The organism is Streptomyces sp. ISL-98, from assembly GCF_018614055.1.
GTDB classification, from domain to species: Bacteria; Actinomycetota; Actinomycetes; order Streptomycetales; family Streptomycetaceae; genus Streptomyces; species Streptomyces spiramyceticus.
Map to the genome: position 1 here is coordinate 38,509 of NZ_JAGGPB010000003.1, position 26,478 is coordinate 64,986.

Sequence of the window (26,478 nt, forward strand, 5' to 3'; positions counted from 1 at the left end):
GGATTCACATGCACGAGGTAAGGGCAGAAGTTGCCGGACCACGGGAATGTGAGCGGGCCCGCTCCGGGCCCACCGACGAGAGGCAGAGGAAAATGGTCTACAGCGAGCACGAGACGACGACGGACGGCCGGACATGTTGTCGCGCGGCCTAGACACGGCACGTCCCCGGTTGCGTCGACAGCTTGATGTGAGGCTTTTCCCATGTTCGATCCAGTCATAGCGCCGAGCGGCACCTTGCTCGGCCTCCTGCAGAGGGGCCGCGGCGACGGCACGCTGCACGCGCTCGCCGCGCCCCGCTCCGAAGCGCTCGCGGCCCTCAGCCACTGTGTTCTCGACGATCCCCGCCACGACTGGCAGGTCGAGAACCGCTCCCTGTACTACGCGCGCCTTTATCTGGATCTCGACGGTCGGCTCGAATCGATCGAGCAGCACCTCTTCGACCCCGAGGACCTCGTCGACTCCGACGAGGCCAGAACCGGCCTGGCACTCGCCGTCCTCGGCCACCTCGCCTCGTACGGCAGGAACGACGCCCTCGTGCTGCTGCGGCGGTACGCCAGGACCGGTGCCAACTGGGCCTGGGCTCTGGACGAGCTCGCCCTGCGCGACGACGACGCCGGACTGCGCGGCCTCGCCGTGCCCGTCCTCGATCGATTCCCCGCGACCCCGCAGGGCGAGGCCGATCTGGCCGCCGCCGTACGGGACGCCTACGAGCCCCGGCCCTGGCGCCTGTGGGCGGAGGACCCGCGCGAAACGGTCGGCGCCCGAGTGCGGGCGGCGGGTGAGCGGGGATCGTTCGACCGCTGGCAGCGACAGATGCGGCCGACCGGGCCCCGCCCCGGCTGGAGCGTCCAGGCCGTGTTCGACTGGGCACAGCAGGGCCTGGACCGGGGTACGCCGCTCCATGTGCCGGCCGCCCGCTGTCTGACCGCGGTGGCGGGACCCTCCGACCGCGCGGCGATCGTCGAGGCCGCCCGCAGCGGCCAGGACGGGGCGCGCAGCACCGCGCTGCACTACCTCGCGGAATCACGGGACCCTGCCGTCCTCGACCTGATCGAAGCGGGCGCGCAGGACCCCTCACGTACGGTCGCGGACGCCGCAGTCGCCGCCTTCGAGCGGATGTGCGGCGACGATGCGGTGGACCGGGCCCGTGGGTGGGTCCACCGTCCCGACGCCCTCGGCGCATCGGCGGCGGGCGTGCTCGCCTGCCGGGGCGGGGCACAGGACGCCCCGCTCGTACTCGGTGCGCTGCGGGAGACCGTACGGTCCGACGGGCCGGACGCACTGCTCCTGTGGACCCTGGTCGACGGGGCGGGCCGGCTCGGCATCTGTGCCGCCGCACCCGTACTGCGGCACATCTACCGGGAGACGGCCTCCTCGCACCTGCGCGGCCGCGCGGCGCGCGCCCTGGCCGCCACCGACCCCTCCTACGCCACGGGCTTCGCCGTCGAGTGCCTGTGGGACTGCGAGGAAACCACCAGGGAAGTGGCGGCACTTCACGCCGAGACAGGCGACGCACGCGTGGCGGAGAGACTGCGGCGACTGGCCGCCGACCCGGCCGAGGAGGCCGAGGTACAGACCGCCGTACGCAGCAGGATCGGGCCCGACGCGCCCGCTCTCTGAGCGGGCGCTACGGGGGCGCCGAGCGGGCGCTACAGTCCGGCCCCGGGCCGGCTGTGAGCGGGCTACGGGCACGGGGGGCCAAACGCTCATAGGACGTTCCCCGCACGGAAAGATCCAAGTCGGCCGGGCCACTCCCGGCGGGACGACAACACGAATATGCGTGTCGCCATCGTCACCGAGTCCTTCCCGCCCGACGTCAACGGCGTTGCCCACTGCGCCCTGCAGACCGCCCGGCACCTCGCCGCCCGCGGTCATGACCCGCTCGTGATAGCCCCGGCCACCGCGGCCGGGACAGGCTCAAGATCCGGCACAGGATCTGGATCCGGCTCCGGATGGGGCTCCGAGTCCGGCTCAGGAACCAGCCACGAAAACGGGCCGCCGTACCCCGTGGTGCGCGTGCCCTCCCTTCCGCTGCCCGGCTATCCGCAGGTACGGGTGGCGCTGCCCAGCCGTAGGGTGGCCGCCGCACTCACCGCGCACCGGGCCGAACTGGTCCACCTGGCCAGCCCGTTCGTCCTCGGCGTGCGCGGGATGGCGGCCGCCGCCCGGCTGGGCATTCCGGCCGTCGCCGTCTACCAGACCGACCTCGCCGGCTATGCCCGTACGTACATGGGCACGGGCGAAGGAACCGCCTGGCGGCGGATCCGGGCCGTACACAGCGCGGCGGATCGCACTCTCGCGCCCTCCACGGCCTCCCTGCGGGACCTGGAGGAGCACGGGGTGCCCCGGGTCCGGCTGTGGGGGCGCGGCGTGGACACGGCGCGGTTCCGGCCGTCCCTGCGCGACGAGGCGCTGCGGCGCGCGCTCGCGCCCGGCGGGGAACTCCTCGTCGGATACGTCGGGCGGCTGGCTCCCGAGAAGCAGGTGGAGCTCCTGGCGGGCGTGTGCGGCCTCGCGGGAGTACGGGTCGTGATCGTCGGGGACGGGCCGAGCGAGCCGTCGCTGCGGGCCGCACTGCCGGGCGCCGTCTTCATGGGGCGCAGGACCGGCGAGGACCTCGCGAGCATCTTCGCCTCCCTGGACGTATTCGCGCACACCGGACCGTACGAGACCTTCTGCCAGACCGTGCAGGAGGCCATGGCGAGCGGGGTGCCGGTGATCGCCCCCGCGGCGGGCGGCCCGCTCGACCTCGTCGACCACGGGCGCACCGGCCTGCTGGTCGAACCGCGCGACGCCGGGGCCCTACGGGCGGCGGTGTCCCTACTCGTGGCCGACCCCGCACTGCGGACGGCGTACGGAAGGGCGGGGCGGGTGGCTGTCGAAGGCAGGACCTGGGCCGCTGTCGGCGACCAACTGCTCGGCCACTATGCCGAGGTGCTGTACGAGCGCACGGTGGTGGCGGCATGAGCGGGTCACTGCGGATCGTACGGCTGGCCAATTTCGTCACGCCTTCGTCGGGCGGCCTACGCACCGCCCTGCGGGAACTGGGCCGGGGCTACTGCGCGGCGGGGCACGAGCCGGTGCTGGTGGTTCCGGGCGAGCGGGAGAGCGACGAACTCACGGCACAGGGGCGGGTGATCACGCTGCCGGGCATCGTGCTGCCCGGCACGGGCGGCTACCGGGTCCTCGCGAACCGGCGCCGCCTGCGCCGCCTCCTCGAAACCCTCGCACCGGACCGTCTGGAAGTGTCCGACCGTACGTCGCTGCGCTGGACGGGGGAGTGGGCACGGCGCCACAGGGTCCCCTCGGTGATGGTGTCGCACGAGACGGCGGACGGCGTGCTCCGTACCTGGGGCCTGCCCGAGGCAGTGGCGGGGCGGACTGCCGACCGGCTCAACCTGCGCAGTGCGTGGGCGTATTCGCGGATCGTGTGCACCACGGAGTGGGCGGAGCGCGAGTTCGTACGTATCGGCGCACGCAATGTGGTGCGTGCCCCCCTCGGTGTCGACCTGCGCAGGTGCAGGCCGGGGCGCCGCAGTACGGCGCTGCGCGCCCGCCATGCGCGCGGGGCCGACGTACTGCTGGTCCTGTGCTCACGCCTGTCGGTCGAGAAGCGCCCCGGCACCGCACTCGACGCGCTGGGCGCGCTGCGCGGGCGGGGCGTACGGGCCGTGCTGACGGTCGCGGGAGACGGGCCACTGCGGGACGGGCTGGAGCGCAGGGCGCGGGCGCAGCGGCTGCCCGCGGTCTTCCTGGGGCACCTGGGGGACCGCGAAGAGCTGGCGGACCTCCAGGCGGCGGCGGACGTCTGCCTGGCCCCCGGCCCCGCCGAAACCTTCGGTCTGGCCGCACTGGAGGCGCTCGCCTGCGGCACTCCGGTCGTTGCCAGTGCGTCGTCGGCGCTGCCGGAGGTGATCGGGGGCGCGGGACTGGCGGCCGCCGACTCGGGCGATGCGTTCGCCGACGCCGTACAGCAGCTGCTCGCCCGCCCGGAAGCGACACGCCGCACGGCGGCCAGGGCACGGGCGGAGCTCTTCGGGTGGCCGGCGGCGGTGGAGGCGTTCTTGGCGGCGCACGACGCGCAGGCGCGAGTGCGGATGCGGGTGCCGGGGGTGCCGACGTGAAACCTTCAGCCCCTGGGGATCCCCTCTGGACGAAGTCCTTGGGGGAGTTTGAGGAGCGGGGTCCGGGGCGGAGCCCCCTGCGGCGGCAGCCGCAAACGTCACAGTCGGGAAGGGGCGGGGAGGGGAAAGCGCCGCAGGCAGCCTGCCACCGTTCCGCGCCCGCCCTCCGCTTCGCCGCGCTCGGCGACTCTCTCACCGAGGGTGTCGGCGACCCCGTGCCCGGCGGATGGCGCGGCTGGGCCGCACTGCTCGCCCCCGGACTCGCCGCGCCCGGCCAGCCCGCGGAATTCCGCAACTTCGCCGTCAGCGGCGCCCTCACCCGCGACGTCGCCGAACGCCAGGCACCCGACGCCCTCGCCTACGCCCCCGACATCGCCTCCGTCGTTGTCGGCGTCAACGACACCCTCCGCCACACCTTCGACATCCACGACGTCGCGGTGCGGCTCGACGGGGTCTGTGCCGCGCTCACCCGATGCGGCGCCGTACTGCTGACGGCCTGCCTGCCGGACCCCGGGACCATGCTGGGTCTCCCGGCCCCGCTGGCCCGCCCACTGGCCCGCAGACAGCGCGCAGTCAACGCCGTCGTGCACGCCCTGTCCGCCCGCTACGGCGCCGTACACCTGCACATCGCCGACGGGCCCTGGGTCGCCGACCGCGACCTCTGGAGCGCCGACCGGCTCCACCCCGGCGAGCGAGGGCACCGGCTGATCGCCGCACGCTTTCACGCCCTCCTCGCCGTCGAGGGGCTCGCCTCCGGTGCCCCGCCGCGACACGAACCTGAGCAGCCCCCGCCCACCCGCGCAGCCTCGCTCCTCTGGCTGCTCACGGCGGGCACGGGATGGCTGGCCCGCCGGTCCACCGACCTGCTGCCGCAGCTGCTCCAGCTGGCCGCCGCAGAGCTGCAGCACGGAGCGCGCGGCACCAGCGCGCGCCTCGATCTGCGTGCGTCCCAGGCGCTTTCGGCCGCGCTCGCCGCCGTAACCGCACCGGTTTCGGCGCCGCCTCTTGCCAGAATGGGGGAATGAGCGGGCGCTGGGAATTCTGGATCGACCGTGGCGGCACCTTCACCGACGTGGTGGGCCGACGTCCCGACGGACGGCTCGTCACCCGCAAACTGCTCTCGCACAATCCGGAGCGCTACCGGGATGCCGCCGTCGCCGGAATCCGGCTGATGCTGGCGCTCGGCCCGGACGAGCCCGTCCCGGCCGACCGGATCGACGCCGTCAGGATGGGCACGACGGTCGCCACCAACGCGCTCCTCGAACGCCGGGGCGAGCCGACCGTACTCGTCGTCACCGAAGGCTTCCGGGACGCCCTGCGCATCGCCTACCAGAACCGTCCCCGCCTCTTCGACCGCCACATCGTCCTGCCCGAGGCGGTGTACGAGCGAGTCGTCGAGGTACCGGAGCGGATCGACGCGCGCGGGGCGACCGTACGCCCGCTGGAAATCGGCGCCGTCACCGAGCAGTTGCGCGCCGCGCACGCCGACGGCTTCCGCAGCGCCGCCGTTGTGTTGATGCACGGCTACCGCCACCCCGACCACGAGCGCGCCGTCGCGGACGTGGCCCGCGAGCTCGGCTTCACACAGGTCAGCTGTTCGCACGAGGTCAGCCCGCTGATCAAGCTGGTGCCGCGCGGCGACACGACCGTCGTGGACGCGTACCTGTCCCCGATCCTGCGCCGCTACGTCGACGAGGTCGCCGACGAACTGCGCGGCGTCCGGCTGATGTTCATGCAGTCCAACGGAGGCCTGCGCGAAGCCGCCCACTTCCGTGGCAAGGACGCCGTGCTCTCGGGCCCCGCTGGCGGCGTAGTCGGCATGGCCCGTACGTCGGGGCAGGCCGGTTTCGACCGCGTCATCGGCTTCGACATGGGCGGAACATCCACCGATGTGTCGCACTACGCCGGTGAGTTCGAGCGGGAATTCGGCACCCAGGTCGCGGGCGTACGGATGCGCGCTCCGATGATGAACATCCACACCGTCGCCGCGGGCGGCGGCTCGGTCCTGCACTTCGACGGCCAGCGCTACCGTGTCGGACCCGACTCGGCCGGCGCTGTCCCGGGCCCCGCCTGCTACCGGCGCGGCGGCCCGCTCACCGTCACCGACGCCAATGTGATGCTCGGCCGGGTCCAGCCGGAGCACTTCCCCGCCGTCTTCGGCCCGCACGGCGACGAGCCCCTGGACGGCGAGACGGTGCGCCGTCGCTTCGCCGAGCTGGCCGACACGGTGGCCGAGGCGACAGGGGTACGGCGCAGCCCCGAGGAGGTCGCGTCCGGCTTCCTCGACATCGCCGTCCTCAACATGGCGAACGCCGTCAAGAAGATCTCCGTACAGCGCGGCCGCGACATCACCCGGTACGCCCTGACCAGCTTCGGCGGCGCCGGCGGCCAGCACGCGTGCGCCGTCGCCGACGAGCTCGGCGTCGACACGGTGGTCGTGCCGCCGCTCGCGGGAGTGCTCTCCGCGTACGGCATCGGGCTCGCCGACGCCACCGCCATGCGCGAGCAGTCGGTCGAGGCCGAGCTGGACGAGGGGGCGCTCGGGCGCGTACGCGAACTGTGCGACCGGCTGGCCGGGCGTACCCGCGAGGAGCTGCGCGCCGACGGCATCGCGGATTCGGCGATCACCACACGCGCCCGGGTGCTGCTCCGATACGCCGGTACGGACGCGAGCCTGCCCGTGGCGCTGGGCAGCGTCCCGGACATGACCGCGGCCTTCGAAGCAGACCACCGGGCGCGCTACGCCTTCACCATGGACAAGCCACTGGTCGTCGAGGCCGTCTCGGTCGAGGCAGTGGGCGCGGCGGGACCGCACAGCCCGGTCGGAGTGCAGACCACCATCGGAGAGAGCGCGGGCGCGTTGAAGGCGCGTGCGACGGTGCGGATGTTCACGCAAGGGAGCCGACAGGACACCCCGCTGTACCGCCGTGAGGATCTGCACCCCACGGACACGGTCGAAGGGCCCGCCGTCATCGCAGAGGACGACGCCACCACCGTGGTCGACCCGGGCTGGCAGGCGGCCGCCGGGGAACACGGCCATCTGCTCCTCACGCGGGTGCGCCCGCGGCCCGGCAGGACGGCGGTCGGCACGGACGTCGACCCCGTGATGCTGGAGGTGTTCAACAACCTCTTCATGGCCATCGCCGAGCAGATGGGCGTACGCCTCGAAAACACCGCCCACTCCGTCAACATCAAGGAGCGGCTGGACTTTTCCTGCGCGCTCTTCGACGCGGACGGCAACCTGATCGCCAACGCTCCGCACATTCCCGTGCACCTCGGCTCGATGGGCGAGTCCATCAAGGAGGTGCTGCGGCGCAATGAGGGCACCATGCGCCCGGGCGACGTATACGCCATCAACGACCCGTACCACGGTGGAACGCACCTGCCGGACGTCACTGTCGTGACACCCGTATTCGACCGGGAGGGAGGGCCGTTGCGGTTCCTGGTGGCCTCGCGCGGACACCATGCGGAGATCGGCGGCATCAGCCCGGGATCCATGCCTGCCTTTAGTCGTACGGTGCACGAAGAGGGGGTGCTTTTCGACAACTGGCTGCTCGTGAGGGACGGCAGGCTGCGCGAGGAGGAGACCCGCGAATTGCTGACCACCGCCGCGTACCCCTCGCGCGACCCGGACACCAATATCGCCGACCTGCGGGCCCAGATCGCCGCCAACGAGAAGGGCATCGCCGAACTGCGCCGCATGGTGGACCAGTTCGGCCTCGATGTGGTCCATGCGTACATGCAGCACGTACAGGACAATGCAGAGGAGTCCGTACGCCGTATCGTCGCGGGACTGCGGGACGGTTCCTACCGCTACGAGACCGACAGCGGGGCGGTCATCCAGGTCGCACTGAGCGTGGACCGTCAGGCGCGCAGTGCGGTGCTGGACTTCACCGGGACCGCACCACAGCAGGCCGGGAACTTCAATGCCCCCAAGTCCGTGGTCATGGCGGCTGTTCTGTACGTCTTCAGGACACTCGTCGACGACGAAATCCCACTCAACAGCGGCTGTCTGAAACCGCTGGAGGTCCGCGTCCCTGAGGGGTCCATGCTCGCGCCCGTCTATCCGGCCGCGACAGTGGCGGGCAATGTCGAGACCTCGCAGGCCGTCACCGGTGCGCTGTATGCCGCGCTCGGCGTCCAGGCGGAGGGCTCGGGGACCATGAACAACCTCACCTTCGGCAATGAGCGCGTGCAGTACTACGAGACCGTGGCGAGCGGCTCGGGCGCGGGCGACGGATTCAACGGTGCCGACGCCGTACAGACCCACATGACCAACTCGCGCCTCACGGACCCCGAAGTGCTGGAGTGGCGCTTCCCCGTGCTCCTGGAGAACTTCTCCGTCCGCGACGGCAGCGGGGGAGACGGCCGGTGGCAGGGCGGGTGCGGTGTGGAGCGCAGGATCCGCTTCCTCGAACCGATGACGGTGGCCCTCCTGTCCGGACACCGCCGCGTCCCGCCGTACGGCATGGCGGGCGGCGGTCCCGGCGCGACGGGCAGCAACTTCGTCGAGCGCGCCGACGGTACGGTCACGCCGCTAGAGGGGTGCGACACGGCCGAAGTGGGGGTTGGGGACGCGCTGGTGGTGCGTACGCCGGGCGGGGGCGGATACGGCGTGCCTGACGGCTCCTGATGGCCCCTGAGGGGCCCCTGGGGCGCCTCAGGGGCCATCAGCGCCGCCCCGCCGGGACGAAGCGGACGGGGGTGCCCGGGGCGGCCTGCGCCGCAGCGGCGAGATCCGGTTCCCTGACGACCCCGATCACCGGATAGCCGCCCGTGGTGGGGTGGTCGGCCAGGAACACCACAGGGCGCCCGTCCGGCGGCACTTGTACCGCCCCGAGGACCATGCCCTCGCTGGGCAGTTCAGCGTGTACGGCGCGCTCCAGAGCGGGGCCTTCGGTGCGCAGCCCGATCCGGTTGCTCGCCGAGGAGACCCGGTAGGTGGCCGTTACCAGGGTGCGCAGAGCGCGCCCGGTGAACCAGTCCGCACGAGGCCCCGGCCCCACCCGCAGCACCAGTTCGCCGGGAGGCCCCTGCCACGGCAGCGCATCGGCGTACACAGGCGCCCCTGTTACGCCGCCCAGCGGCAGCACCGCTCCGTCGGTGAGCGGCGCGGGGCCCAGCCCGGACAGCAGATCGGTGGAGCGGCTGCCCAGCACGGGCTCGGCGGCGACCCCTCCGGCGAAGGCCAGGTAACTGCGTACGCCGCGTACCGCCGGCCCCAGCTCCAGCACCGCCCCCGCCGCCACCCGTACCGGCGCCCCCCACGCGGCGGGCCGCCCGTCGAGGGTGACGGCGCACGGCGCACCGGTGACCGCGACGGTGACCGCACAACGCGGCCGCACCGCACAGCCGTTGAGGGTCGTCTCCAGGACAGCCGCGTCCGGCCGATTGCCCACCAGGCGGTTGGCGAGGCCGCTCGCGGGCCGGTCCAGCGCCCCCGAGCGCGGCACGCCCAGATGCGCGTGGCCGGACCGCCCCCGGTCCTGAACGGACGTCAGCGCCCCGGCCCTTACGACCGCGAAGGCCCGGTCCGTCACAGTGCCTCCGCCGGGACGGGGACGAAGCGCACCCGGGCGCCCGGCGCCAGCAGCGCGGCAGGCACGCGCTGCGGGTCCCACAGCACGGCGTCGGTCGAGCCGATGAGCTGCCAGCCGCCGGGGGAGGAGCGCGGGTACACGCCGGTGTACGGGCCGGCCAGAGCGACGGCGCCCGCCGGGACAGCCGTACGCGGTGTGGCCCTGCGCGGTACGGCGTACCGCTCCGCGAGGCCGGTCAGGTAGCCGAAGCCGGGCGCGAACCCGCAGAAGGCGACCCGGAATTCGGCCGCGGAGTGGATCCGGCCCACCTCGTCTCGCGGTACGCCCCACAGTTCGGCCACCTCCGCGAGGTCGGGGCCGTCGTACCGCACAGGGATCTCGATCGCATCCCGGACGCCCGGCGTGAGCGGCGGTATCTCCCAGCCGGCCAGCCGCTCGGCGAACGCTCCCGGATCGTCGAGGCCGTCGAGCAGTACGGTGCGCGCCGCGGGCACGATCTCCCGTACGGCGGGGAGGGCGCCCGCCGCACGGCGGCGCAGCAACTCGGCGTGGAGCGCCTCGGCCTCCTCGCCACTGCCGAGTTCGAGCAAGAGGGCCCGGTCGCCGACTGGCAGGGCCCTCATGCTTGTCGTGGCTGTGGCAGCGGTCATGCGAAGGCCTCCACCCGTACGCCCGCGTCCTCCAGACGGCTCCGTACGCGCCGGGCGAGGCCGACAGCGCCCGGCGTGTCCCCGTGCAGGCACAGCGACCGGGCGCGGACGCCGACGGGCTGCCCGCAGTGCGAGGTGACCACACCGAAGCGGGCCATGGAGACCGAGCGCTCGACGACCGCCCCCGGATCGGTGACAACGGCGCCGTCCTGTCCGCGCGGTACGAGCGTCCCTTCCGCCGTGTACGCACGGTCCGCGAACGCCTCGGGGACGACGGGCAGTCCGGCCTTGTCCGCGATGTCGAGCAGCCGCGAACCCGGCAGCCCGAGGACGGGCAGCGACCCGCCCGCGAGCAGCACACCGGAGATGACAGCAGTGGCCTGCTCTTCGTCGTGAACCACGCGGTTGTAGAGCGCACCGTGGGGCTTGACGTACGAAACGGGCGCCCCTGCCGCCCGTGCGAACACTTCCAGCGCCCCTATCTGGTAGGCGATTTCGGCGGTGAGTTCGTCCGAAGGGACGTCCATCGAGCGTCGGCCGAAACCGGCCAGGTCGCGGTACGAAACCTGGGCACCGATGCGTACCCCGTGCTCGGCCGCGAGGTCGCAGACCCGCCGCATGGTGGCGGCGTCGCCGGCGTGGAAGCCGCAGGCGACATTGGCGCTGGTGACGACGGACAGCAACTGCTCGTCGTCGGTCAGCCGCCAGCGTCCGAATCCCTCTCCGAGGTCGGCATTGAGGTCGATCGAAGCCCAGGTCATGTACGGATCCGTCTTCCGGTCAGGCCACGCGGTACTGCTCGTCGCGGGCGTCGGTGATGAACATCTGGCCCGGCGCGTGGGTGATCGCGAAGGGCGGGCGCGAGGACATTACAGCGGCCTGCAGAGTCACTCCGCAGGCCCAGAAGACCGGAATGTCCCCGGGCAGAGCGTCCACCGGATCGCCGAAATCCGGTTGCCCGAGATCCGTGATGCCGAGCCCGGCCGGATCACCGCAGTGCACGGGGCTGCCGTGCACGTCGGGCAGCAGGGCACTCTCCCGGATCGCCGTGGAGAGCAGTTGCGGAGGGACGGGCCGCATCGACACCACCATCGGGCCGTGCAGCCGCCCAGCAGGGCGGCAGGGGCGGCTCGTTGTGTACATCGCGACATTGCGGCCCTGCTCGATGTGGCGCATCGGCACGCCGGCCTCGGACAGGGCCGTCTCGAAGGTGAAGCTGCAGCCGATGAGGAACGACACCAGGTCGTCGCGCCAGTCGCCGGTGACTTCGGCCGGTTCGTCGACGAGTTCGCCGTGTTTCCAGACCCGGTAGCCGGGAAGATCGGTCCGCAGGTCGGCGCCCGGCGCCAGCGGTGTGGTCCAGGATCCGGTATCCGTGACGTCGAGGACCGGACAGGGCTTCGGATTGCGCTGGCAGAAGAGCAGCACTTCGTACGCCCAGTCGGCAGGCACCGAGATGAGGTTCGCCTGTGCGTGGCCGGGGGCCCACCCGGCGGTGTTCGCCCTGATGCCGGTACGGAACCGGGCGCGGGCCTCGGCGGGGGCCCTGGTGGTGGCCGTCGCACTCACAGGAGCTCCCTTCCGCGGGTCTCGGGCAGCCCGAACAGGGCCAGGACGGCGAGCCCGTAGCCGACAGCGCCGAAGATCAGCGCGCCCCCGACTCCCCAGCTGCCGGCCAGGAACCCGACCAGCGTCGGGAAGAAAGCGCCCACAGCACGGCCCGTGTTGTACGTGAACCCCTGACCTGTGCCGCGTACCGCTGTCGGGTAGAGCTCGCTGAGGAACGAGCCGAAGCCGCTGAAGATGGCCGACATGCAGAAGCCGAGCGGGAAGCCGAGGACCAGCACCACACTGTTCGCCCCGGACGGGATGTTCGTGTAGGCGAGGATGCACCCGGCGGAGAGGAAGGCGAACAGCGCGATGTTCTTCTTGCGGCCCAGTTTGTCGGTGAGATAGCCGCCGGTCAGGTAGCCGATGAAGGCGCCGGAGATGAGGAACGTCAGATAGCCGCCTGTGCCGACGACGGTAAGACCCCGCTCTGTCTTGAGATAGGTGGGTACCCAGGTGGCGAGCGTGTAGTAGCCGCCCTGTACGCCGGTCGAGAGCAGCACACCGAAGAGCGTGGTGCGCAACAGGTCCTTCTTGAAAATCGCGGTGAAGGACCCCTTGTTGCTGCTCGCCAGACGCCGCTCTGTCGCCTCCGGTGCGTCGCTGACATGGCGCCGTACATAGATCACGAGGAGTGCGGGAAGGGCGCCGGTCCAGAACATCACGCGCCAGGCCGTGTCCGGGTCGACGTACTGGAAGACCACCGTGTAGACGATGACCGCGAGCGCCCAGCCGATCGCCCAGGAGCTCTGGATGGCGCCGAGCGTACGGCCGCGGTGCTTGGCGGAGGCGTACTCGGCGACCAGGATCGCGCCGACCGCCCACTCGCCGCCGAAGCCGAGGCCCTGGAGCGCGCGGAACACCAGCAGAGTTTCGTAGTTCGGGGCGAAACCGCACAGGACGGTGAAAAGCGCATACGTGACCACGGTGATCATCAGCGCCTTCACCCGGCCGATTCGGTCGGCGGCGATCCCGGCGACGGCACCGCCAATGGCGGAAACGACCAGCGTGACGGTGGTGAGCAGGCCGGTCTGGCCGGTGCTGAGACTGAAGTACGCGGAGATCGCGACCATGCTCAGCGGCAGCGTGAAGAAGTCGTAGGAGTCGAGGGCGTATCCGCCGAACGCGCCCCCGAACGCGCGCCTGCCGCGCGGCCCGAGGGCGCGCAGCCAGGCGAACGCGCCCGTGTCGTCGTGGAGTTCGTCCTGCTTCGTCTGTGCCTGGGTGGTACTCATCTGCACCTCGCAGAGGGGGAGGAGAGTGCTGGAGACCGTGCGGTGACGACAACGTAGGGGATTGTTGAACGATCCGACAAGAGTCATGTCGGGTCGTTTCTTGCTTCTACGATGAAGACCGCGCGCCGGTGGGAGCAGCCGATGCGGCAGACGTGAGGGAGAGAGTGCTGTGAGGACGACGGAGCCCGAGGCCGGCGGGCTGGCCGACGACCGCCCGCTGCTGGGCCGCACCAGCACAGCGGAGCGCGTCGCGGACATCCTCCGCACCCGTATCGCGGAGGGCTACTTCCCTCCCGGGGAGCGGCTCTCGGAGGAGAGCATCGGCAAAGCGCTCGGTGTCTCGCGCAACACGCTGCGCGAGGCGTTCCGGCTGCTGACCCACGAGCAGCTCCTCGTGCACGAGCTCAACCGCGGGGTCTTCGTACGGGTCCTCGCCGTCGAGGACGTCGAGGACATTTACCGCATCCGGCGCCTCGTCGAGTGCGCGGTCGTCCGCGGTCTGGGCGCGCCGCCGTTCGCCGTCGCCGGCCTCGACAAGGCCGTCACCGACGGCGAACGGGCGGCCGGCAACCGGGACTGGAAGGGCGTGTCCACGGCCAACATCCACTTCCACCGCGAACTCGTCGCCCTCGCCGCGAGCCCGCGCACCGACGAGCTGATGCGCAGCGTCCTCGCCGAACTGCGCCTCGCCTTCCATGTGGTGGCCGATCCGCGCCGCCTGCACGAGCCTTATCTCGTACGAAACCGGGAGATTCTGGAATGTCTGCGGGCAGGCGACAGCGCGGCCGCCGAGCAGCTGCTCGCGGGCTATCTCGACGACTCCCGCACCCAGCTCGTCGAGGTGTACGCACGCCACATCGCCGCCGGGAGCTGGGGGTCTTGAGGGGTCGCTTCTGCGCTGTTTCGACCGTTGTCGGTGCGAGGACCTAATCTGTGCCACGTGACTTCGCCTGCATCGACGGAATTCGTTCCGCCCCAGCTCAGCGCGGGGCCGCGCCCCGCACAGGGCCCGGCCGCCGACGAGGGGCTCGCGCGGCGGCTTCGCGCGCTCGCCTGCACGGCGCCGCTGCACGATCTCGACGTACGCAAGGCGAATCTGGCCGGTGAGTACTCGGTCTACGCGATGGCGGAAGTCGCGCTGGCCGCGATCGACCTCGTCACGCTCAACATGGACTTCGACACGGGCGCCGACCACGAGCAGATAGTGGCCAGGCTGCTCCCCCGGGTCGCCGCCCAGGCCCCGGAGCGCCCGCTCGCGGAGCACGAGCGGGTCGCGCGCTGGGTCCTGGAGAACCTGGTCAACGTCGGAAGCGTGGACCGCGGCTTCCGCGCCGTCTACGGCACCTTCGGCCCCGACGGTGCCTATGTGCGCAGGGACTACGACTTCAAGCTCATCGAGGAGGTCCCCGGATACGGCGGCAGCGTCTATCTGCGGACCACCGACGAAGCGGTCAACGTCCTGGTCGGAGCCCTGGACACGGACGTCACCAGCGCACAGATCGCCGCCGAGGTGAAGCTCGAAGTCCTGATCAGCCGCGGCAGGCTCGCCGACGCCCAGCTCGCCGCCGAGCAGGCGCGCTACCGGACCGTGCAGTACGCCGAGACGCTCCGCAGGACGCTGGAGGCCACCCGGCGCAATGTGCGGGCCGTCGACTGGCTCAATGCCGTGCCCGACATGATCGCCGAGGCGCTCGACCACGTCGCCGACCGCTACCGCCACGAGAACGCGATCCTCACGAACATCCGCAAGGCGCGCGACGAGGCCGAGACTGGTTTTGATCCAAAGACAGGCGAGCACAAGCGGCGCGCTGCCGAGCTCGTCGACATCGTGAAGGACTGCATCCGCCGGCACACGCAGCTGCAGTCGCGGCTCCTGGAAGCCGGACCGCTGTTCCGCGCGGAACAGGACCGCCAGGCCTTCGCCACGCCCACCGCGGAGGCGGGACTCGACCTGTACGGCCAGCTGGTCGCCCCACTGCTGCCGCTCCCGGTCGAGCAGGCCATCCGGGTCACCGACGCGTTCTTCGCGAGGGGCACCGGCCTGCGCACCCCCGTATCCGTACGCGTCGGGGATCTGATCGACATACTGCTGACGCCGCCGGTGGAGCGGGAGCACCTGGGCGCCGAAATGCCGGAACCGGATCTGATCGCCACACCCGACGACAGCCGGTTCAGCGAGGAGCAGCTGGCGAGTGCGATGGAGCTGCTCGACCTGCCCCCCGACGCACCACGCAGGCTCTCCGGCCTGCTGGCCGACGCCCGCCTCCGTGACCCCGAGCTCCCCTACCTCGTCGCGCTGCTGGCCGTCCACGCGGCAAGCCCGCCGGTCGGCACCGCCTACCGGCAGGGCGAGGAGCGGCTGCTCTTCGCCGTGGACGACGGGACCGAACTCGACGACCCGGAGTTCGGCGGGGCCGACCTGATCGTGGGGATGGCGCTGCTGAACGCGGCCGGGATGGCAGCGGACCGGACGGAGGCGGCATAGGCATGCGTACGAGCACCATCACCGGGCTCCTGAGGAGCCCCGCCTCCTGGACAGCCAGTGCGGGACGGGACGGGCAGGCGGGCGCGAAACTGACATCGGCCCGCCGTAACTTCGGGTCGCCCCTCTCGGCAGTTCGCCGCACACGGCCCGGCACGACGCCAATGCCGACGCCTCGCGCCGGGAGGCCGGAGCTGGGGCCGGATCACGCAAGGGGCGACCGCCCGCTGATCAGCCCACTCCCGGCCGCCCCAGGCCCCGCCATCGCATCCGTACCCGAGAAGATCCGTATCGAGGAGCAGCAGCCGTGAGCGACCACCACGCAGAGCACGCCGACGCGTGGAGCGAGCAGGGCGGTGGCGAGGCAGCCGAACCGGCCGGGGTGCCCGCGCCCGCCGGGAGCGGCGCCGTCACACCCGCCGACGCGGCCGACGCCGCCCGCCTCGTGTCCTTCGGGCTGCAGCCCAAGCTGCTCCCCGCCCGCGACCTCGAGTACGCCGACCTCCTCCGCCGCTACCGCGAAGAGCCCGCCTTCGCCCGCCTCGCCGACGCCGTCGCGACCGGGCTGGGACTGGTCGTGCTCGAAGTCTCGACGCGCGCCGGCATGGCCGTCTCCGCCGACGAGGACTCCGTCTTCGCCGTACGCATGGGCGACTACGCCCGCCGCGCTTCCGCCGACTCCGCCGACCGCTTCCTGCACGGCCTCGCGCACCTCGCCGTCGCCGCACTGGCCTTCCCCCGCCCCGAAGACCTTGCCGACGACGGCTACATCGGCCGCATCACGGTCAACGGCGTCGACGCCTTCGTGCGCCAGGCCTGCCGCCGCCTGGAAGAGCGCGCCGACGAACAGGGCGAGAACACCGACCCGGCCACCGAGGCCCCCGGCCTCGAAGCCGCCTGGCGGGTCTACGCCCGACGCAGTGCGACCGGCGCCACCAAGGACGCGCGACGGCTGGCCGGTTCCACGACCGGCATCGTCGGCAAGGCCGTCGCCTTCCTCACCGACTCCGGCTTCCTCCAGCGGACGGGCGACGACGCGGGAGGGGCGTACCGCACCACCGCCCGCTACCAGCTCCAGGTCCGCGACATGGCGGGCAGCGCCGCTATGGCCGAGCTGCTGGAACTGGGCGTCGTGCCCGTGACCGACGGCAGCGCGACCCTCGTGCCGCCCTCCGACGCCGACGACCTCGAACTGGCCGCCGACGCGGGCCTGCCCTTCCACGCCTGAGCCCGGCCCCCCAGGGTCCCCCCCCAAACCGCCCCCAGCGCCGCCGAACACCTGCCGCTTCACGACTTACGACGAGAGTCCGCCGCCATGTACGAGTTGTCCCGGGTCCGCCTCTACTCCATCGGGCCTGCCGGTGCGCGCTACGCCGACACCGTGCTCGACCTGCGCGGAGTCGGCGAGCCCGTGCCCAACCCCGCCCCCACTCAGGCGGAGTTCTTCGAGGAGGAGCCGGTCGGTCCGCCGCGCAGGCCCGCGCCCGCCGGCGTCCTCTTCCTGGAAAACGGCGGCGGCAAGTCCGTCCTCCTCAAGCTGATCTTCTCGGTGATGCTGCCGGGCCACCGCAACACACTCGGCGGCGCCAGTTCCGGCGTACTGCGCAAGTTCCTGCTCGCGGACGACTGCGGCCATGTCGCGCTGGAATGGCAGCACACGCTCACCGGCGAGTGCGTGGTGGTCGGCAAGGTCAGCGAGTGGCGCGGCCGGCAGGTCTCCAACGACCCGAGGAAGTTTGCCGAGGCCTGGTACTCCTTCCGCCCCGGGCCCGGCCTCAGCCTCGACTCGCTGCCGGTCGCCGAGTCCACCGCCGTCCGCCCCTCCGCCGAGGGCGCGTCGGGCGCGCAGGGCCGCCGCCGCACGATGAAGGGCTTCCGCGACGCGATCACCGACGCGGGCAAGGTGTATCCGCACCTGGACATCCACTGGGAAGAGATCCACGACCGCTGGAACGAACACCTCGGCGACCTGGGCCTCGACCCCGAACTCTTCCGCTACCAGCGGGAGATGAACGCGGACGAGGGCGAGGCGGCTGGCCTCTTCGCGGTCAAGAAGGACTCCGACTTCACCGATCTGCTGCTGCGCGCCGTCACCGATACCCGGGACACCGACGGCCTCGCCGACCTCGTCCACGGCTTCGGCAACAAGCTCGGCCGCCGGGCCGAACTCACCGCCGAGCGGGACTTCACGGCGGGCTCCGTCGACCTCCTCGGCCGCATCGTCGACGCCGCCGAGACCCGGCTGCGCGCCCGCGACATCCACGCGGGCGCCGAGCGCAGGACCCGTACGCTCGCCCGCAGGCTCTCCGCGCGCGCCGCCGAGGAGCGCGGCCGCACCGCCGAGCTCGCCCAGCAGGTCACGGCCACGGCGCACACCGTCACCGAGGCCGAGCAAGCGCGCAGCCGAAGCTCCCTCATCGCCAGCGAACTCGCCTACCGGCACGCTTCGCTGGCCCTCACCGCCGCCGAGAAGGCGGCGGGCGCACAGCGCCGCGAGCTGGCCGACGCCCGTACGCTGCACGCCGCCTGGCAGGCCGCCGAAGTCGTACTGCGCCACCGTGCCGCCGCCGACCGCTCCGCGCGCGTGGCCGTCGCCATCCGCGAGGCGGAGCGGGACGCAGCCCCGGCGCTGGCCGCCCGCGCCACGGCCGCGGCTGAGCTCGTACGGGCGCTGCAGTCCGCCGCCGAGGACGGCGAGTGCGTCGCGGGCGAGGAGGAAGAGCGCTCCGCCGCTCTCCAGGAGGCCGGCGAGGCGGCGCACCGCGACGCCACGACAGCCGCGACCCAGGCCCAGCGCGCCCGGAGCGAGGCGGGACACCTGCGTCAGCGCCTCGCCGAGGTCGAACAGGAGACGGCGGAGGCGGTACGGGCAGGCTGGCTCGACGACACTGCCCCCGACGCCGACCCGGCAAGGGCGGCGCTGGCCGCGACCGACGCGGAGAAGACGGCGGTCGCAGCCTGGGACGCGGCGCGGGAAGCCGCCCGGGCGACGGGCGACCGCGCGAGGGAAGCCGCCGGTGCGGAGAGCCGCGCGGAACTGGCGGCGGCGCGGGCGGCGGACGCCGCACGGGCCGCAGAGCACGTGTACGAGGCGGAGCGCCGCGAGGCCGAGTCGATCGCCGCGGAGGAACGACTGGCGGAGCTGCTCGGTCTCCCGTCGGCACCGTCCGCGACGTCGGGTGTGCCGCACCCCCGGCGCGGCACGGACGGCGGCGCGGCCAAGCGAGCAGTCGGCGCCGACGCGAGCCCGCCGCGCCGGAGCGTGCACGCCGCCGTCGGCGACGAGACAGGCACCGACTCCGCCGCCAACAGCCCAAGTGCGGTTGTAGGCCGGTCGCCTGAAGCAGACGCCGGTACGCCGCGCACCCAGAACGCGGTCCCGGAGGGGCCGAGCGCGACCGCGGGTACTGCACCTGAAGGCCCCGCCTCTGATGGCGCGGGCACCGCAGGCGGCCAGGCAACGACGGAGCCGAGGGCCGACGGGCACACCGATGGCACCGCAGCCGACACGGCACTGAGCACCGGAACCGCTACCGGACGGACCGGTGACCCCGGTACGGCACCGGCTACCGCCGGGAAGGTAGGCGGCCCGCACGGCCCGGGCACCGGGCCGGACGGTGCCCCAGCCGCACTCGGTGCCGCGCCGGGTGCCCCCGACCATGAGGCCGCAGCCGCAGCCGCAGCCGCAGCCGCAGCCGCTTCCGCAGCCCAAGCAAGCGCCCCGCACGCCGGCCGCACGCCCCGGCGCGCGGCCGAAGGCCCTCTCACCGTCGAGGAGTTGGACCGTAACGCCGAGGACCTCCTCGTACTCCTCGACCAGGGCGTCACCTCCGCCGAGCGGCAGCTCTTCGAGCTGCGTACCGCCGCCGCCGACGACGCCCGGATCCTCGGGGCGCTCGGCGACGGCGGCCTCCTGCCCCCGGGCCCCGACGTCCTTGCCACCGTCGAGTTTCTCGGCGAGCACGGCATCCCCGCCCTGCCCGGCTGGCGCTACCTCGCGCAGGCCGTCGACCCGGCCGACCACGCCGCCGTGCTCGCCGCACGGCCGGAGCTGGTCGACGGCGTCGTCATCACCGACCCCGACGCGCACGTCCGGGCCCGCGAAGCCCTCTCAGGTGCCGCACTGTTGCCCCGCTCCGCCGTCGCTGTCGGCACCGCCGCCGCGCTGCTCGCGCCCGTACCGGCGCCCGGCGCCGGCCCCTCCGACCTCGGCGACGTCTTTCTCGTACCGCCGAACCCGGCCATGCACGACGAGCACGCCGCCGACGAAGAGCGCCAGGCGCTCAGGTGCCGCGCGGCCGCCCGCGACGAGGAGATCCGCAGGCTCGCGGCCCGGCTGTCCGGCGACCGTACGCTCGCCGCGCGCCTCGGCTCCTGGCGTGCGGACTGCCCGCCCGGGATGCTCGCCGAGCTGGCGGAGACAGCCCGGGCCGCCGGCGAAGCGGCCGAGGCCGCCGAAGCGGTGCTCGCCGAGGCCCGTACGGCACGCGCCGAGGCCGACGAGTCCGCCGCGGACGCCGCCCGCGTCCGGGACGAGCGCCAGGACGCCACCCAGCGCGCCCGCCGCGTCGCCGACGCCCTCGCCGGCCTCGCCCACCGCCTGCGAGAACGCGCAGGATGGCAGATCAAGGTGCGTGAACTGGCCGACGAGGCCGCCGAGTCGGAGGCACGAGCCACGGTGTGCCTGGAGCGCGCCAGGGCCGCCGACGAGGACCGCCGCGCCGCTCAGCGCGCCGCCGACGATGCCCACAGGACCGCGCGCACCCTGCGCGCCGAGCGGGCCGAGATCGCCGGCGCGCCCGAAACGCTGCCGGAGCCGGACCCGGAAGCTCCGCGCGTCGCGCTGCCCACGCTCCGGGAGGCCTACCGAGCCGCGTCCCAGCTGTACGAAAAGGTCGGCGTAGGTGCCGACCTGCGCGCCGAGCAGGCCAGAGCCGAGAGCGACGAGAGCGCCGCCCTCGCCGAGCTCAACCGGCTCACCAACAAGGTCCGCACCAGGGCCGCCCAGATGCTGGAAGGCACGGACGGCGCCGACGGCCCGTCCCGTCAGGCAGCGGCAGCCCGCGCCGAATCCCTCGTACAGCTGCTGGAATCGAGGGCGTCCACCGCGAGCGAGCAGCTCGGCCGACTGCGAGGAGAGGCCGAGCGCCTCGCCCCGGAGGACGGCACGGCGCACACCGAGCTCCCGGAGGAGCTCGTGCCCGCCGACGCGGAGCAAGCGCAGACCCTGCTCCGCACCGCCACCTCCGAACTCGCCTCCCGCACCGACGCCCTGGAGTCGGCCCGCGCGGCCCACGCCGAGCTGCTGCGGGCGCACCGCACGGCCGAGGACTCCGCGGGCGGCTTCGACGAGACGGCGGCGCTGCTGCGCGACCTGCTCAGGGACCACCAGCATGCGGACGAGGAAGCCGACGCCCCCGAGCCGTACCCGGGCACCCTGGAGGACGCCCGGCAGTCGGCCGCCGAATCCCGCCGCTCACTGCGCGGCTGCGCGGCCGACCTGTCCGCCGCCGAGGCATCGGTGCGCGAGGCGAGCGACGTGCTCGTACGGCATGCCAATGCAACGCGATACGAGCAGGTCCGCACCCCCGCGCGCCAGCAGATCCGCGAGCTGCCGGCCGCCGCACTGCCGGAGCACGCCGCGGCCTGGGCGGCGGCGTTCGCGCCCCGGCTGCGCGTACTGACCGACGAGCTGGCGCAGCTGGAGCGCAACCGCGACAGCATCGTCGACCGACTGAGGGGCCTCGTCGAGTCGGCCCTGACCACGCTGCGTTCGGCCCAGCGGCTCTCCCAGCTGCCGGGAGGGCTCGGCGAGTGGTCCGGCCAGGAATTCCTGCGGATCCGGTTCGAGGAGCCCGACCAGGCGACGCTCGTCGAGCGGCTCGGCGAGGTCATCGACGAAGCGACGAGAGCCGCCGTCAAGAAGAACTCCGACCTGCGCAGGGACGGAATGTCCCTGCTCCTGCGCGGTGTTCAGGCCGCGCTCGAGCCGAAGGGCATCTCGGTCGAGATCCTGAAGCCGGACGCCGTGCTGCGCGCCGAGCGAGTGCCGGTCGGCCAGATGGGCGACGTCTTCTCGGGCGGCCAGCTGCTGACGGCCGCGATCGCGCTGTACTGCACGATGGCGGCACTGCGCAGCAACGACCGCGGCCGCGACAAGCACCGGCACGCGGGCACGCTGTTCCTCGACAACCCCATCGGCCGCGCCAACGCCACGTATCTGCTGGAGCTCCAGCGGGCGGTCTCGGACGCCCTCGGTGTCCAGCTGCTCTATACGACAGGGCTGTTCGACACGACGGCGCTCGCCGAGTTCCCACTGGTCATCCGGCTGCGCAACGACGCCGACCTCAGGGCGGGGCTGAAGTACATCAGCGTGGAGGAGCACCTGAGGCCGGGGCTGCCGCAGCAGGACCCGGACGTCGAGACGGTGCACGGCGAGATCACGGCGACGCGGATGTTCAAGCGCACACCGGCACAGGCCGAGTAGCGAGCGCGGCGTACGCAACAGCGCGTAAGCGACAACGCGTACGCCGCGACGAGCACGTACGCCGCGACGAGCACGCACGCCGCGTACGCCGCGACGACCACGCACAGAGGGATACGCCGCGACGAGCACGCTCAGCGCATTCGACGCAACGAACACGGGCACAGCACTTACGGCGCTCCCGGACTCACGCCTGGGAGAGCCTGCCCGTACTTCGCTGCGACCGCTCGTCGCGTGGCCGTATCCGCGCCGACCTCCGGGCCGCCCGGCGTGCCCGCCGCCGCTCACGCCGCAGTTGACGCGCCGTACTGCTCGGCACGGACACCACGCCGTTGCGCTGGTTCCACACCTGGCGGGTGACCCACACGTCCAGCACGCCCCACGTGGCGACCACCGTGCTGCCCACACTGCTCAGCACCATCGGGAAGGCGAGCCACGACCCCGCGAGCGTGCACAGATAGGCCACCATCGCCTGGATCATCGTCAAGGACGTGATGATCACCGCGCGAACGGCGGCCGTACGCACCGGATCCGGCAGCCGCGGCCGTACAGCAGGCTCCTCGACCCACAACTGCCGTTGAGCTCCCGCCCCGGCCGTTCCCGCCGCCCGCTTCTCGACGCCTTCGACGTCTTCGGACCCCTCGAACGCTACTGGCGCTACGGACGCCGTACGGCGTTCTTCCGTGTCCATCGAACCTTCACTCCCCACCACCGCCTGGCGTACCACTCAACTCGGGCGCGGATCCCCCGTCTTGACGCGCCTTGACGATTGGCTGCCCGTGTTGAGCCTATTTACGCCGTTCCCCCGGGCCGAATGTGGCACGTGCGCCCTCATGCGGAACCCGCTCCCCGTACAACAGGACGAACGGGCAGCGCCGAAGATTCCCGCGGAACGGAGAATTCCAGCCATCTGCCCCCCGTACGGCCCCAGACGTACTGTGCAGGTGTCCTCCGCCACAGCGGCGCCCGTCAACTCCCGTAATTACAGGACAACTCATGATCAACTCACCACAGCACGGCTGAAAATCGCCCGGACGTCTCTTCGAGTTGCGGGAGTGGCAGTAGTAGGCTCACGCCGTTTGTTGACAGTTGACGGAAGACCACCCCGCCCCGGCGGGGTCCGAGCTGGGGGAGGCCATGCGCTTTCGCGGGAAGTCAATCCGCCGGAAGATCGTGGCGTTGCTGCTGGTGCCGCTCGTGTCCCTCACGTCGCTGTGGGGATTCGCCACCGTGATCACGGGTCGCGAAGCCAACCAACTGCTGGACGTCGCCTACATCGTCGAGCAGGTGGGCTATCCCATCGAGGACACGGTCAGGGTAATCCAGCAGGAGCGCCGCCAGACGCTGATCTACCTGGCGGACCCGCGGGCCTCCGACGCCCTCGCCGCCCTCCGCCGCCAGCGCGCGGCCACCGACGAATCCGTCGCGAAGATCAAGGCGCACGCGCAGGAACCCGCAGTGCGCGACGAGATCCGCCCCCAGGCGGCGAAGCGCCTCGGCACTCTTCTCGAAGCCTTCGAAGACATCGAAACCCTGCGCCGTTCCGTCGAGAACAGCACGGTCACCAGGCGTCAGGCCCTCGACCGCTACAGCCGCCTCGTCGACCCCTGCTACTCCTTCCTCATGAGCCTCCACGCCCTTGAGGACGTGGAGATGGACAAGCAGGGCCGCGCCCTTGTCGGCATCACCCGCGCGCGGGAGATGCTCTCCCGCGAGGACGCCCTGATTGCGTCCGGCCTTGTCGCCCGCCAGTTCAACGCTCCCGAACTGCGTGAAGCCTCCGCCCTCGTCGCGAACCGCAAGCTGCTCTACGACTCCAACCTGGAGGTCCTGCCGGCCACCGAGCGCCGCGCCTTCGCGGAATACTGGCGCAGCCCGGCCACCGAGCCCCTGCGCACCGCCGAGGAACGGCTGATCGACGCGGGCCCCACCAAGAGCCCGCGCGGCGTCACCGCCAAGAGCTGGGACGAGGCCTCGACCGCCGTGCTCGACCACCTCGCCCGCGAGGGAACCGAAGCGGGCAACCGCTACCAGGACCGCGTGGAGCCCGTCGCCCTCGACGTCCTCGTCAGAGCGGCCCTTGCCGGTGTGCTCGGCTTCCTCGCCCTGATCGTCTCGCTGTTCCTGTCCGTACGGATCGGCCGCAGCCTCGTCCGCGACCTCTCCCGCCTGCGCAAGGAGGCCCACGAGGTCTCCGGCGTCCGGCTGCCGAGCGTCATGCGCAGGCTGGCCGCCGGCGAGCACGTCGACATAGAGACCGAGGCTCCGCGCCTGGAGTACGACAAGAACGAGATCGGCCAGGTCGGCCAGGCCCTCAACACCCTCCAGCGCGCCGCCGTCGAATCGGCCGTCAAGCAGGCCGACATGCGCCGCGGCGTGTCCGAGGTCTTCGTCAACCTGGCCCGCCGCAACCAGGTCCTCCTCCACCGCCAGCTCACGCTCCTCGACACCATGGAGCGCCGTACCGAGGACACCGACGAGCTCGCGGACCTCTTCCGCCTCGACCACCTCACCACCCGCATGCGCCGCCACGCCGAGGGACTCGTCATCCTCTCCGGCGCCTCGGCGTCCCGGCAGTGGCGCAAGCCCGTCCAGCTCATGGACGTCGTACGAGCGGCCGTCGCCGAGGTCGAGGACTACGAGCGCATCGAGGTACGCCGCCTGGCACGCATCGGCGTCGGCGGCCCCGCCGTCGCCGACCTCACGCACCTGATCGCCGAACTCCTGGAGAACGCCACGGTGTTCTCGCCGCCGCACACCGCGGTCCAGGTGCACGGCGAACGCGTCGCAAACGGCTTCACCCTCGAAATCCACGACCGTGGCCTCGGCATGACCGCCGAAGCCTTGCTGGACGCGAATCTGCGGCTCGCCGAGACGCCCGAGTTCGAGCTGTCGGACACCGACAGGCTCGGCCTGTTCGTGGTCAGCCGGCTCGCCCAGCGCCAGAACGTCCGCGTCTCGCTCCAGCAGTCCCCGTACGGCGGGACCACCGCCGTAGTGTTCATCCCCGCCACGCTGCTCACAGACGCGCCGGAGACCAACGGCACCGGCTTCCGGCTCGACCGTAAGCACACCGGTGGCACAGGCGGGCCCGGAGAGGGCCGCCCGACGCTGACGACGCTCACCCGCGTCCCCGTGGAACTGGCCGCCCAGGCCGTCCTGGACGGCCCGGTCGAACTGGAGCCCCCGCTGGGCGCCCTGGGCCTCGAAGAGGCCTCGCTCGACGGCGTAGGCAGCACAGGGCCCGGATTCGGCGGCCTCGGCGACATCGACGATACGGAGAGCGAGCGCGGCGGCCTGTTCCGGGCGCGCGAGCGCTCCCGTGACCGCGCCCGCGATTCCGCCCGCGAGCAGCACCAGCAGGCATCCGACCAGGTGCCCGAGGCAGGCGAGAGCGCGCGCCCCGGCGAGGCGGTCCCGCTGCCCCGCCGCAAGGCACGGGCCATGCCGACCCTCGTCGCCGACAACGGCCGCCGCGTCAGCGGCGCCAGGCGCACGCCAAGCAGGCCGACCAGTCCCACCACGCCAGCAACACCGACAACACCGACCACGCCAACCAGTCCGATCACGCCGACAACACCGACCACGCCCACCGCACCACCCGGATCACCCGCACGGGAACAGGCACCCACAGACCAGGGTCCCGGCCTCCCGCCGGGCGGCCTGCCCCGCCGTGTCCGCCAGGCCAATCTCGCGCCGCAACTGCGCGAGGCCGCCTCGGGCCGCACCGAACCCGCGAACGACGCACCCGGCACCGAGCAGGACGCCGAGCGTGACGCGGAGGAGGTGCGCAGCCGTATGGCCTCGCTCCAGCGCGGCTGGCAGCGCGGCCGCAGGCAGAACGCCGAGGACGAGCCGGGCCCGGGCGAGACAGCACCAGGAACCACACCAGAGGGGGACGGTCGATGACCGCACCGAACGCCGCAGCACACGACGCCACGAGCCGGGGTTCCGGAGAGCTCAACTGGCTCCTCGACGAGCTCGTCGACCGCGTCGGCAGCATCCGCAAGGCGCTGGTGCTCTCCGGCGACGGGCTCCCCACCGGCGCCTCCAAGGACCTGACGCGCGAGGACGGCGAACACCTCGCCGCCGTCGCCTCCGGCTTCCACAGCCTCGCCAAGGGCGTCGGCCGTCACTTCGAGGCGGGCCGGGTCCGGCAGACCGTGGTGGAGCTGGACGACGCGTTCCTCTTCGTCACCGCGGCGGGCGACGGCAGCTGCCTGGCCGTGCTGTCGGACTCCGACTCCGACGTGGGCCAGGTCGCGTACGAAATGACGCTGATGGTCAAGCGGGTCGGGGTCCACCTGACGACCGCGCCACGCTCCGGTCTGCCCGCCGGAGGGTGAGTGGGTGGC

Annotated in this window: 18 protein-coding genes; 12 read left to right on the top strand and 6 right to left on the bottom strand. The window is 72.4% G+C overall.

Annotated elements, in window-relative coordinates:
- Positions 1-201: 201 nt before the first annotated feature.
- From J7I98_RS03045 to J7I98_RS03065, 5 genes are all read left to right on the top strand, one after another.
- Positions 202-1,620: a HEAT repeat domain-containing protein gene (locus J7I98_RS03045; protein WP_214916399.1), complete on the top strand. Its 1,419-nt coding sequence runs from the start codon at positions 202-204 to the stop codon at positions 1,618-1,620.
- Positions 1,621-1,776: 156 nt separating this feature from the next.
- Positions 1,777-2,967, top strand: a complete 1,191-nt coding sequence (locus tag J7I98_RS03050; protein ID WP_214916402.1) for a glycosyltransferase family 1 protein — start codon at positions 1,777-1,779, stop codon at positions 2,965-2,967.
- The gene (locus J7I98_RS03055; protein WP_214916405.1) at positions 2,964-4,124 is read left to right on the top strand and encodes a glycosyltransferase; all 1,161 of its coding nucleotides are present in this window, start codon (positions 2,964-2,966) and stop codon (positions 4,122-4,124) included. The genes J7I98_RS03050 and J7I98_RS03055 overlap by 4 nt, the downstream gene beginning before the upstream one ends.
- A 77-nt stretch (positions 4,125-4,201) precedes the next feature.
- Entirely contained in the window at positions 4,202-5,149 is a 948-nt protein-coding gene (locus J7I98_RS03060; RefSeq protein WP_214916538.1) for an SGNH/GDSL hydrolase family protein, read from the top strand.
- Positions 5,146-8,757, top strand: coding sequence for a hydantoinase B/oxoprolinase family protein (locus J7I98_RS03065; RefSeq protein WP_214916408.1), 3,612 nt, complete (start codon positions 5,146-5,148; stop codon positions 8,755-8,757). The genes J7I98_RS03060 and J7I98_RS03065 overlap by 4 nt, the downstream gene beginning before the upstream one ends.
- Before the next feature lie 37 nt (positions 8,758-8,794).
- Here the strand turns inward: J7I98_RS03065 and J7I98_RS03070 are convergent, their stop codons facing one another.
- Genes J7I98_RS03070 through J7I98_RS03090 form a run of 5 tightly spaced genes read right to left on the bottom strand, consistent with a single transcriptional unit; the run spans position 8,795 to position 13,157 of the window.
- Positions 8,795-9,664, bottom strand: coding sequence for a biotin-dependent carboxyltransferase family protein (locus J7I98_RS03070; protein WP_214916412.1), 870 nt, complete (start codon positions 9,662-9,664; stop codon positions 8,795-8,797).
- Positions 9,661-10,287, bottom strand: coding sequence for an allophanate hydrolase subunit 1 (locus tag J7I98_RS03075; protein ID WP_214916552.1), 627 nt, complete (start codon positions 10,285-10,287; stop codon positions 9,661-9,663). The genes J7I98_RS03070 and J7I98_RS03075 overlap by 4 nt, the downstream gene beginning before the upstream one ends.
- A 23-nt stretch (positions 10,288-10,310) precedes the next feature.
- Complete coding sequence (locus J7I98_RS03080; RefSeq protein ID WP_214916415.1) at positions 10,311-11,075, bottom strand: LamB/YcsF family protein; 765 nt, start codon at positions 11,073-11,075, stop codon at positions 10,311-10,313.
- A 19-nt stretch (positions 11,076-11,094) separates the two neighbouring features.
- Positions 11,095-11,883: a putative hydro-lyase gene (locus J7I98_RS03085; protein WP_214916428.1), complete on the bottom strand. Its 789-nt coding sequence runs from the start codon at positions 11,881-11,883 to the stop codon at positions 11,095-11,097.
- A complete protein-coding gene (locus J7I98_RS03090; protein WP_214916431.1) occupies positions 11,880-13,157 on the bottom strand; it encodes an MFS transporter in 1,278 nt (425 codons plus the stop codon). The genes J7I98_RS03085 and J7I98_RS03090 overlap by 4 nt, the downstream gene beginning before the upstream one ends.
- Before the next feature lie 169 nt (positions 13,158-13,326).
- Here J7I98_RS03090 and J7I98_RS03095 point away from each other — a divergent pair, with 169 nt between their 5' ends.
- The 5 genes from J7I98_RS03095 to J7I98_RS03115 all read left to right on the top strand — a co-directional run bounded on the left by J7I98_RS03095 (position 13,327) and on the right by J7I98_RS03115 (position 22,126).
- Complete coding sequence (locus J7I98_RS03095) at positions 13,327-14,040, top strand: GntR family transcriptional regulator (protein WP_214916445.1); 714 nt, start codon at positions 13,327-13,329, stop codon at positions 14,038-14,040.
- Between the two features lie 57 nt (positions 14,041-14,097).
- On the top strand, positions 14,098-15,642 hold the full coding sequence (locus tag J7I98_RS03100) for a hypothetical protein (protein WP_214916447.1): 1,545 nt from the start codon (positions 14,098-14,100) through the stop codon (positions 15,640-15,642).
- Between the two features lie 2 nt (positions 15,643-15,644).
- Positions 15,645-15,950, top strand: a complete 306-nt coding sequence (locus J7I98_RS03105; protein ID WP_214916452.1) for a hypothetical protein — start codon at positions 15,645-15,647, stop codon at positions 15,948-15,950.
- Positions 15,947-16,867 carry a hypothetical protein gene (locus J7I98_RS03110; RefSeq protein ID WP_214916455.1) on the top strand — a complete coding sequence of 307 codons (921 nt, stop codon included), beginning with the start codon at positions 15,947-15,949 and terminating at the stop codon, positions 16,865-16,867. The genes J7I98_RS03105 and J7I98_RS03110 overlap by 4 nt, the downstream gene beginning before the upstream one ends.
- Positions 16,868-16,954: 87 nt before the next feature.
- Entirely contained in the window at positions 16,955-22,126 is a 5,172-nt protein-coding gene (locus J7I98_RS03115) for a hypothetical protein (protein WP_214916458.1), read from the top strand.
- A 184-nt stretch (positions 22,127-22,310) separates the two neighbouring features.
- Here J7I98_RS03115 and J7I98_RS03120 read toward each other — a convergent pair whose 3' ends face one another.
- Positions 22,311-22,814 (bottom strand): hypothetical protein, encoded by a 504-nt coding sequence (locus J7I98_RS03120; RefSeq protein WP_214916461.1) that lies wholly within the window; start codon positions 22,812-22,814, stop codon positions 22,311-22,313.
- 446 nt (positions 22,815-23,260) lie between these two features.
- Between J7I98_RS03120 and J7I98_RS03125 the strand changes: the two genes are divergently transcribed.
- Together J7I98_RS03125 and J7I98_RS03130 are read left to right on the top strand one after the other, a co-directional pair.
- Positions 23,261-26,032: a nitrate- and nitrite sensing domain-containing protein gene (locus tag J7I98_RS03125; protein ID WP_214916464.1), complete on the top strand. Its 2,772-nt coding sequence runs from the start codon at positions 23,261-23,263 to the stop codon at positions 26,030-26,032.
- Positions 26,029-26,469, top strand: a complete 441-nt coding sequence (locus J7I98_RS03130; RefSeq protein WP_214916467.1) for a roadblock/LC7 domain-containing protein — start codon at positions 26,029-26,031, stop codon at positions 26,467-26,469. Before J7I98_RS03125 ends, J7I98_RS03130 begins: the two co-directional genes overlap by 4 nt.
- The last annotated feature ends 9 nt before the right edge of the window (positions 26,470-26,478 follow it).

Bases quoted from the DNA above. Each gene is read 5' to 3' on its own strand.
- J7I98_RS03045 (WP_214916399.1), top strand. From the start codon at position 202: ATGTTCGATCCAGTCATAGCGCCGAGCGGCACCTTGCTCGGCCTCCTG.
- J7I98_RS03050 (WP_214916402.1), top strand. From the start codon at position 1,777: ATGCGTGTCGCCATCGTCACCGAGTCCTTCCCGCCCGACGTCAACGGC.
- J7I98_RS03055 (WP_214916405.1), top strand. From the start codon at position 2,964: ATGAGCGGGTCACTGCGGATCGTACGGCTGGCCAATTTCGTCACGCCT.
- J7I98_RS03065 (WP_214916408.1), top strand. From the start codon at position 5,146: ATGAGCGGGCGCTGGGAATTCTGGATCGACCGTGGCGGCACCTTCACC.
- J7I98_RS03075 (WP_214916552.1), bottom strand. From the start codon at position 10,287: ATGAGGGCCCTGCCAGTCGGCGACCGGGCCCTCTTGCTCGAACTCGGC.
- J7I98_RS03080 (WP_214916415.1), bottom strand. From the start codon at position 11,075: ATGACCTGGGCTTCGATCGACCTCAATGCCGACCTCGGAGAGGGATTC.
- J7I98_RS03090 (WP_214916431.1), bottom strand. From the start codon at position 13,157: ATGAGTACCACCCAGGCACAGACGAAGCAGGACGAACTCCACGACGAC.
- J7I98_RS03105 (WP_214916452.1), top strand. From the start codon at position 15,645: ATGCGTACGAGCACCATCACCGGGCTCCTGAGGAGCCCCGCCTCCTGG.
- J7I98_RS03115 (WP_214916458.1), top strand. From the start codon at position 16,955: ATGTACGAGTTGTCCCGGGTCCGCCTCTACTCCATCGGGCCTGCCGGT.
- J7I98_RS03120 (WP_214916461.1), bottom strand. From the start codon at position 22,814: ATGGACACGGAAGAACGCCGTACGGCGTCCGTAGCGCCAGTAGCGTTC.
- J7I98_RS03125 (WP_214916464.1), top strand. From the start codon at position 23,261: ATGCGCTTTCGCGGGAAGTCAATCCGCCGGAAGATCGTGGCGTTGCTG.
- J7I98_RS03130 (WP_214916467.1), top strand. From the start codon at position 26,029: ATGACCGCACCGAACGCCGCAGCACACGACGCCACGAGCCGGGGTTCC.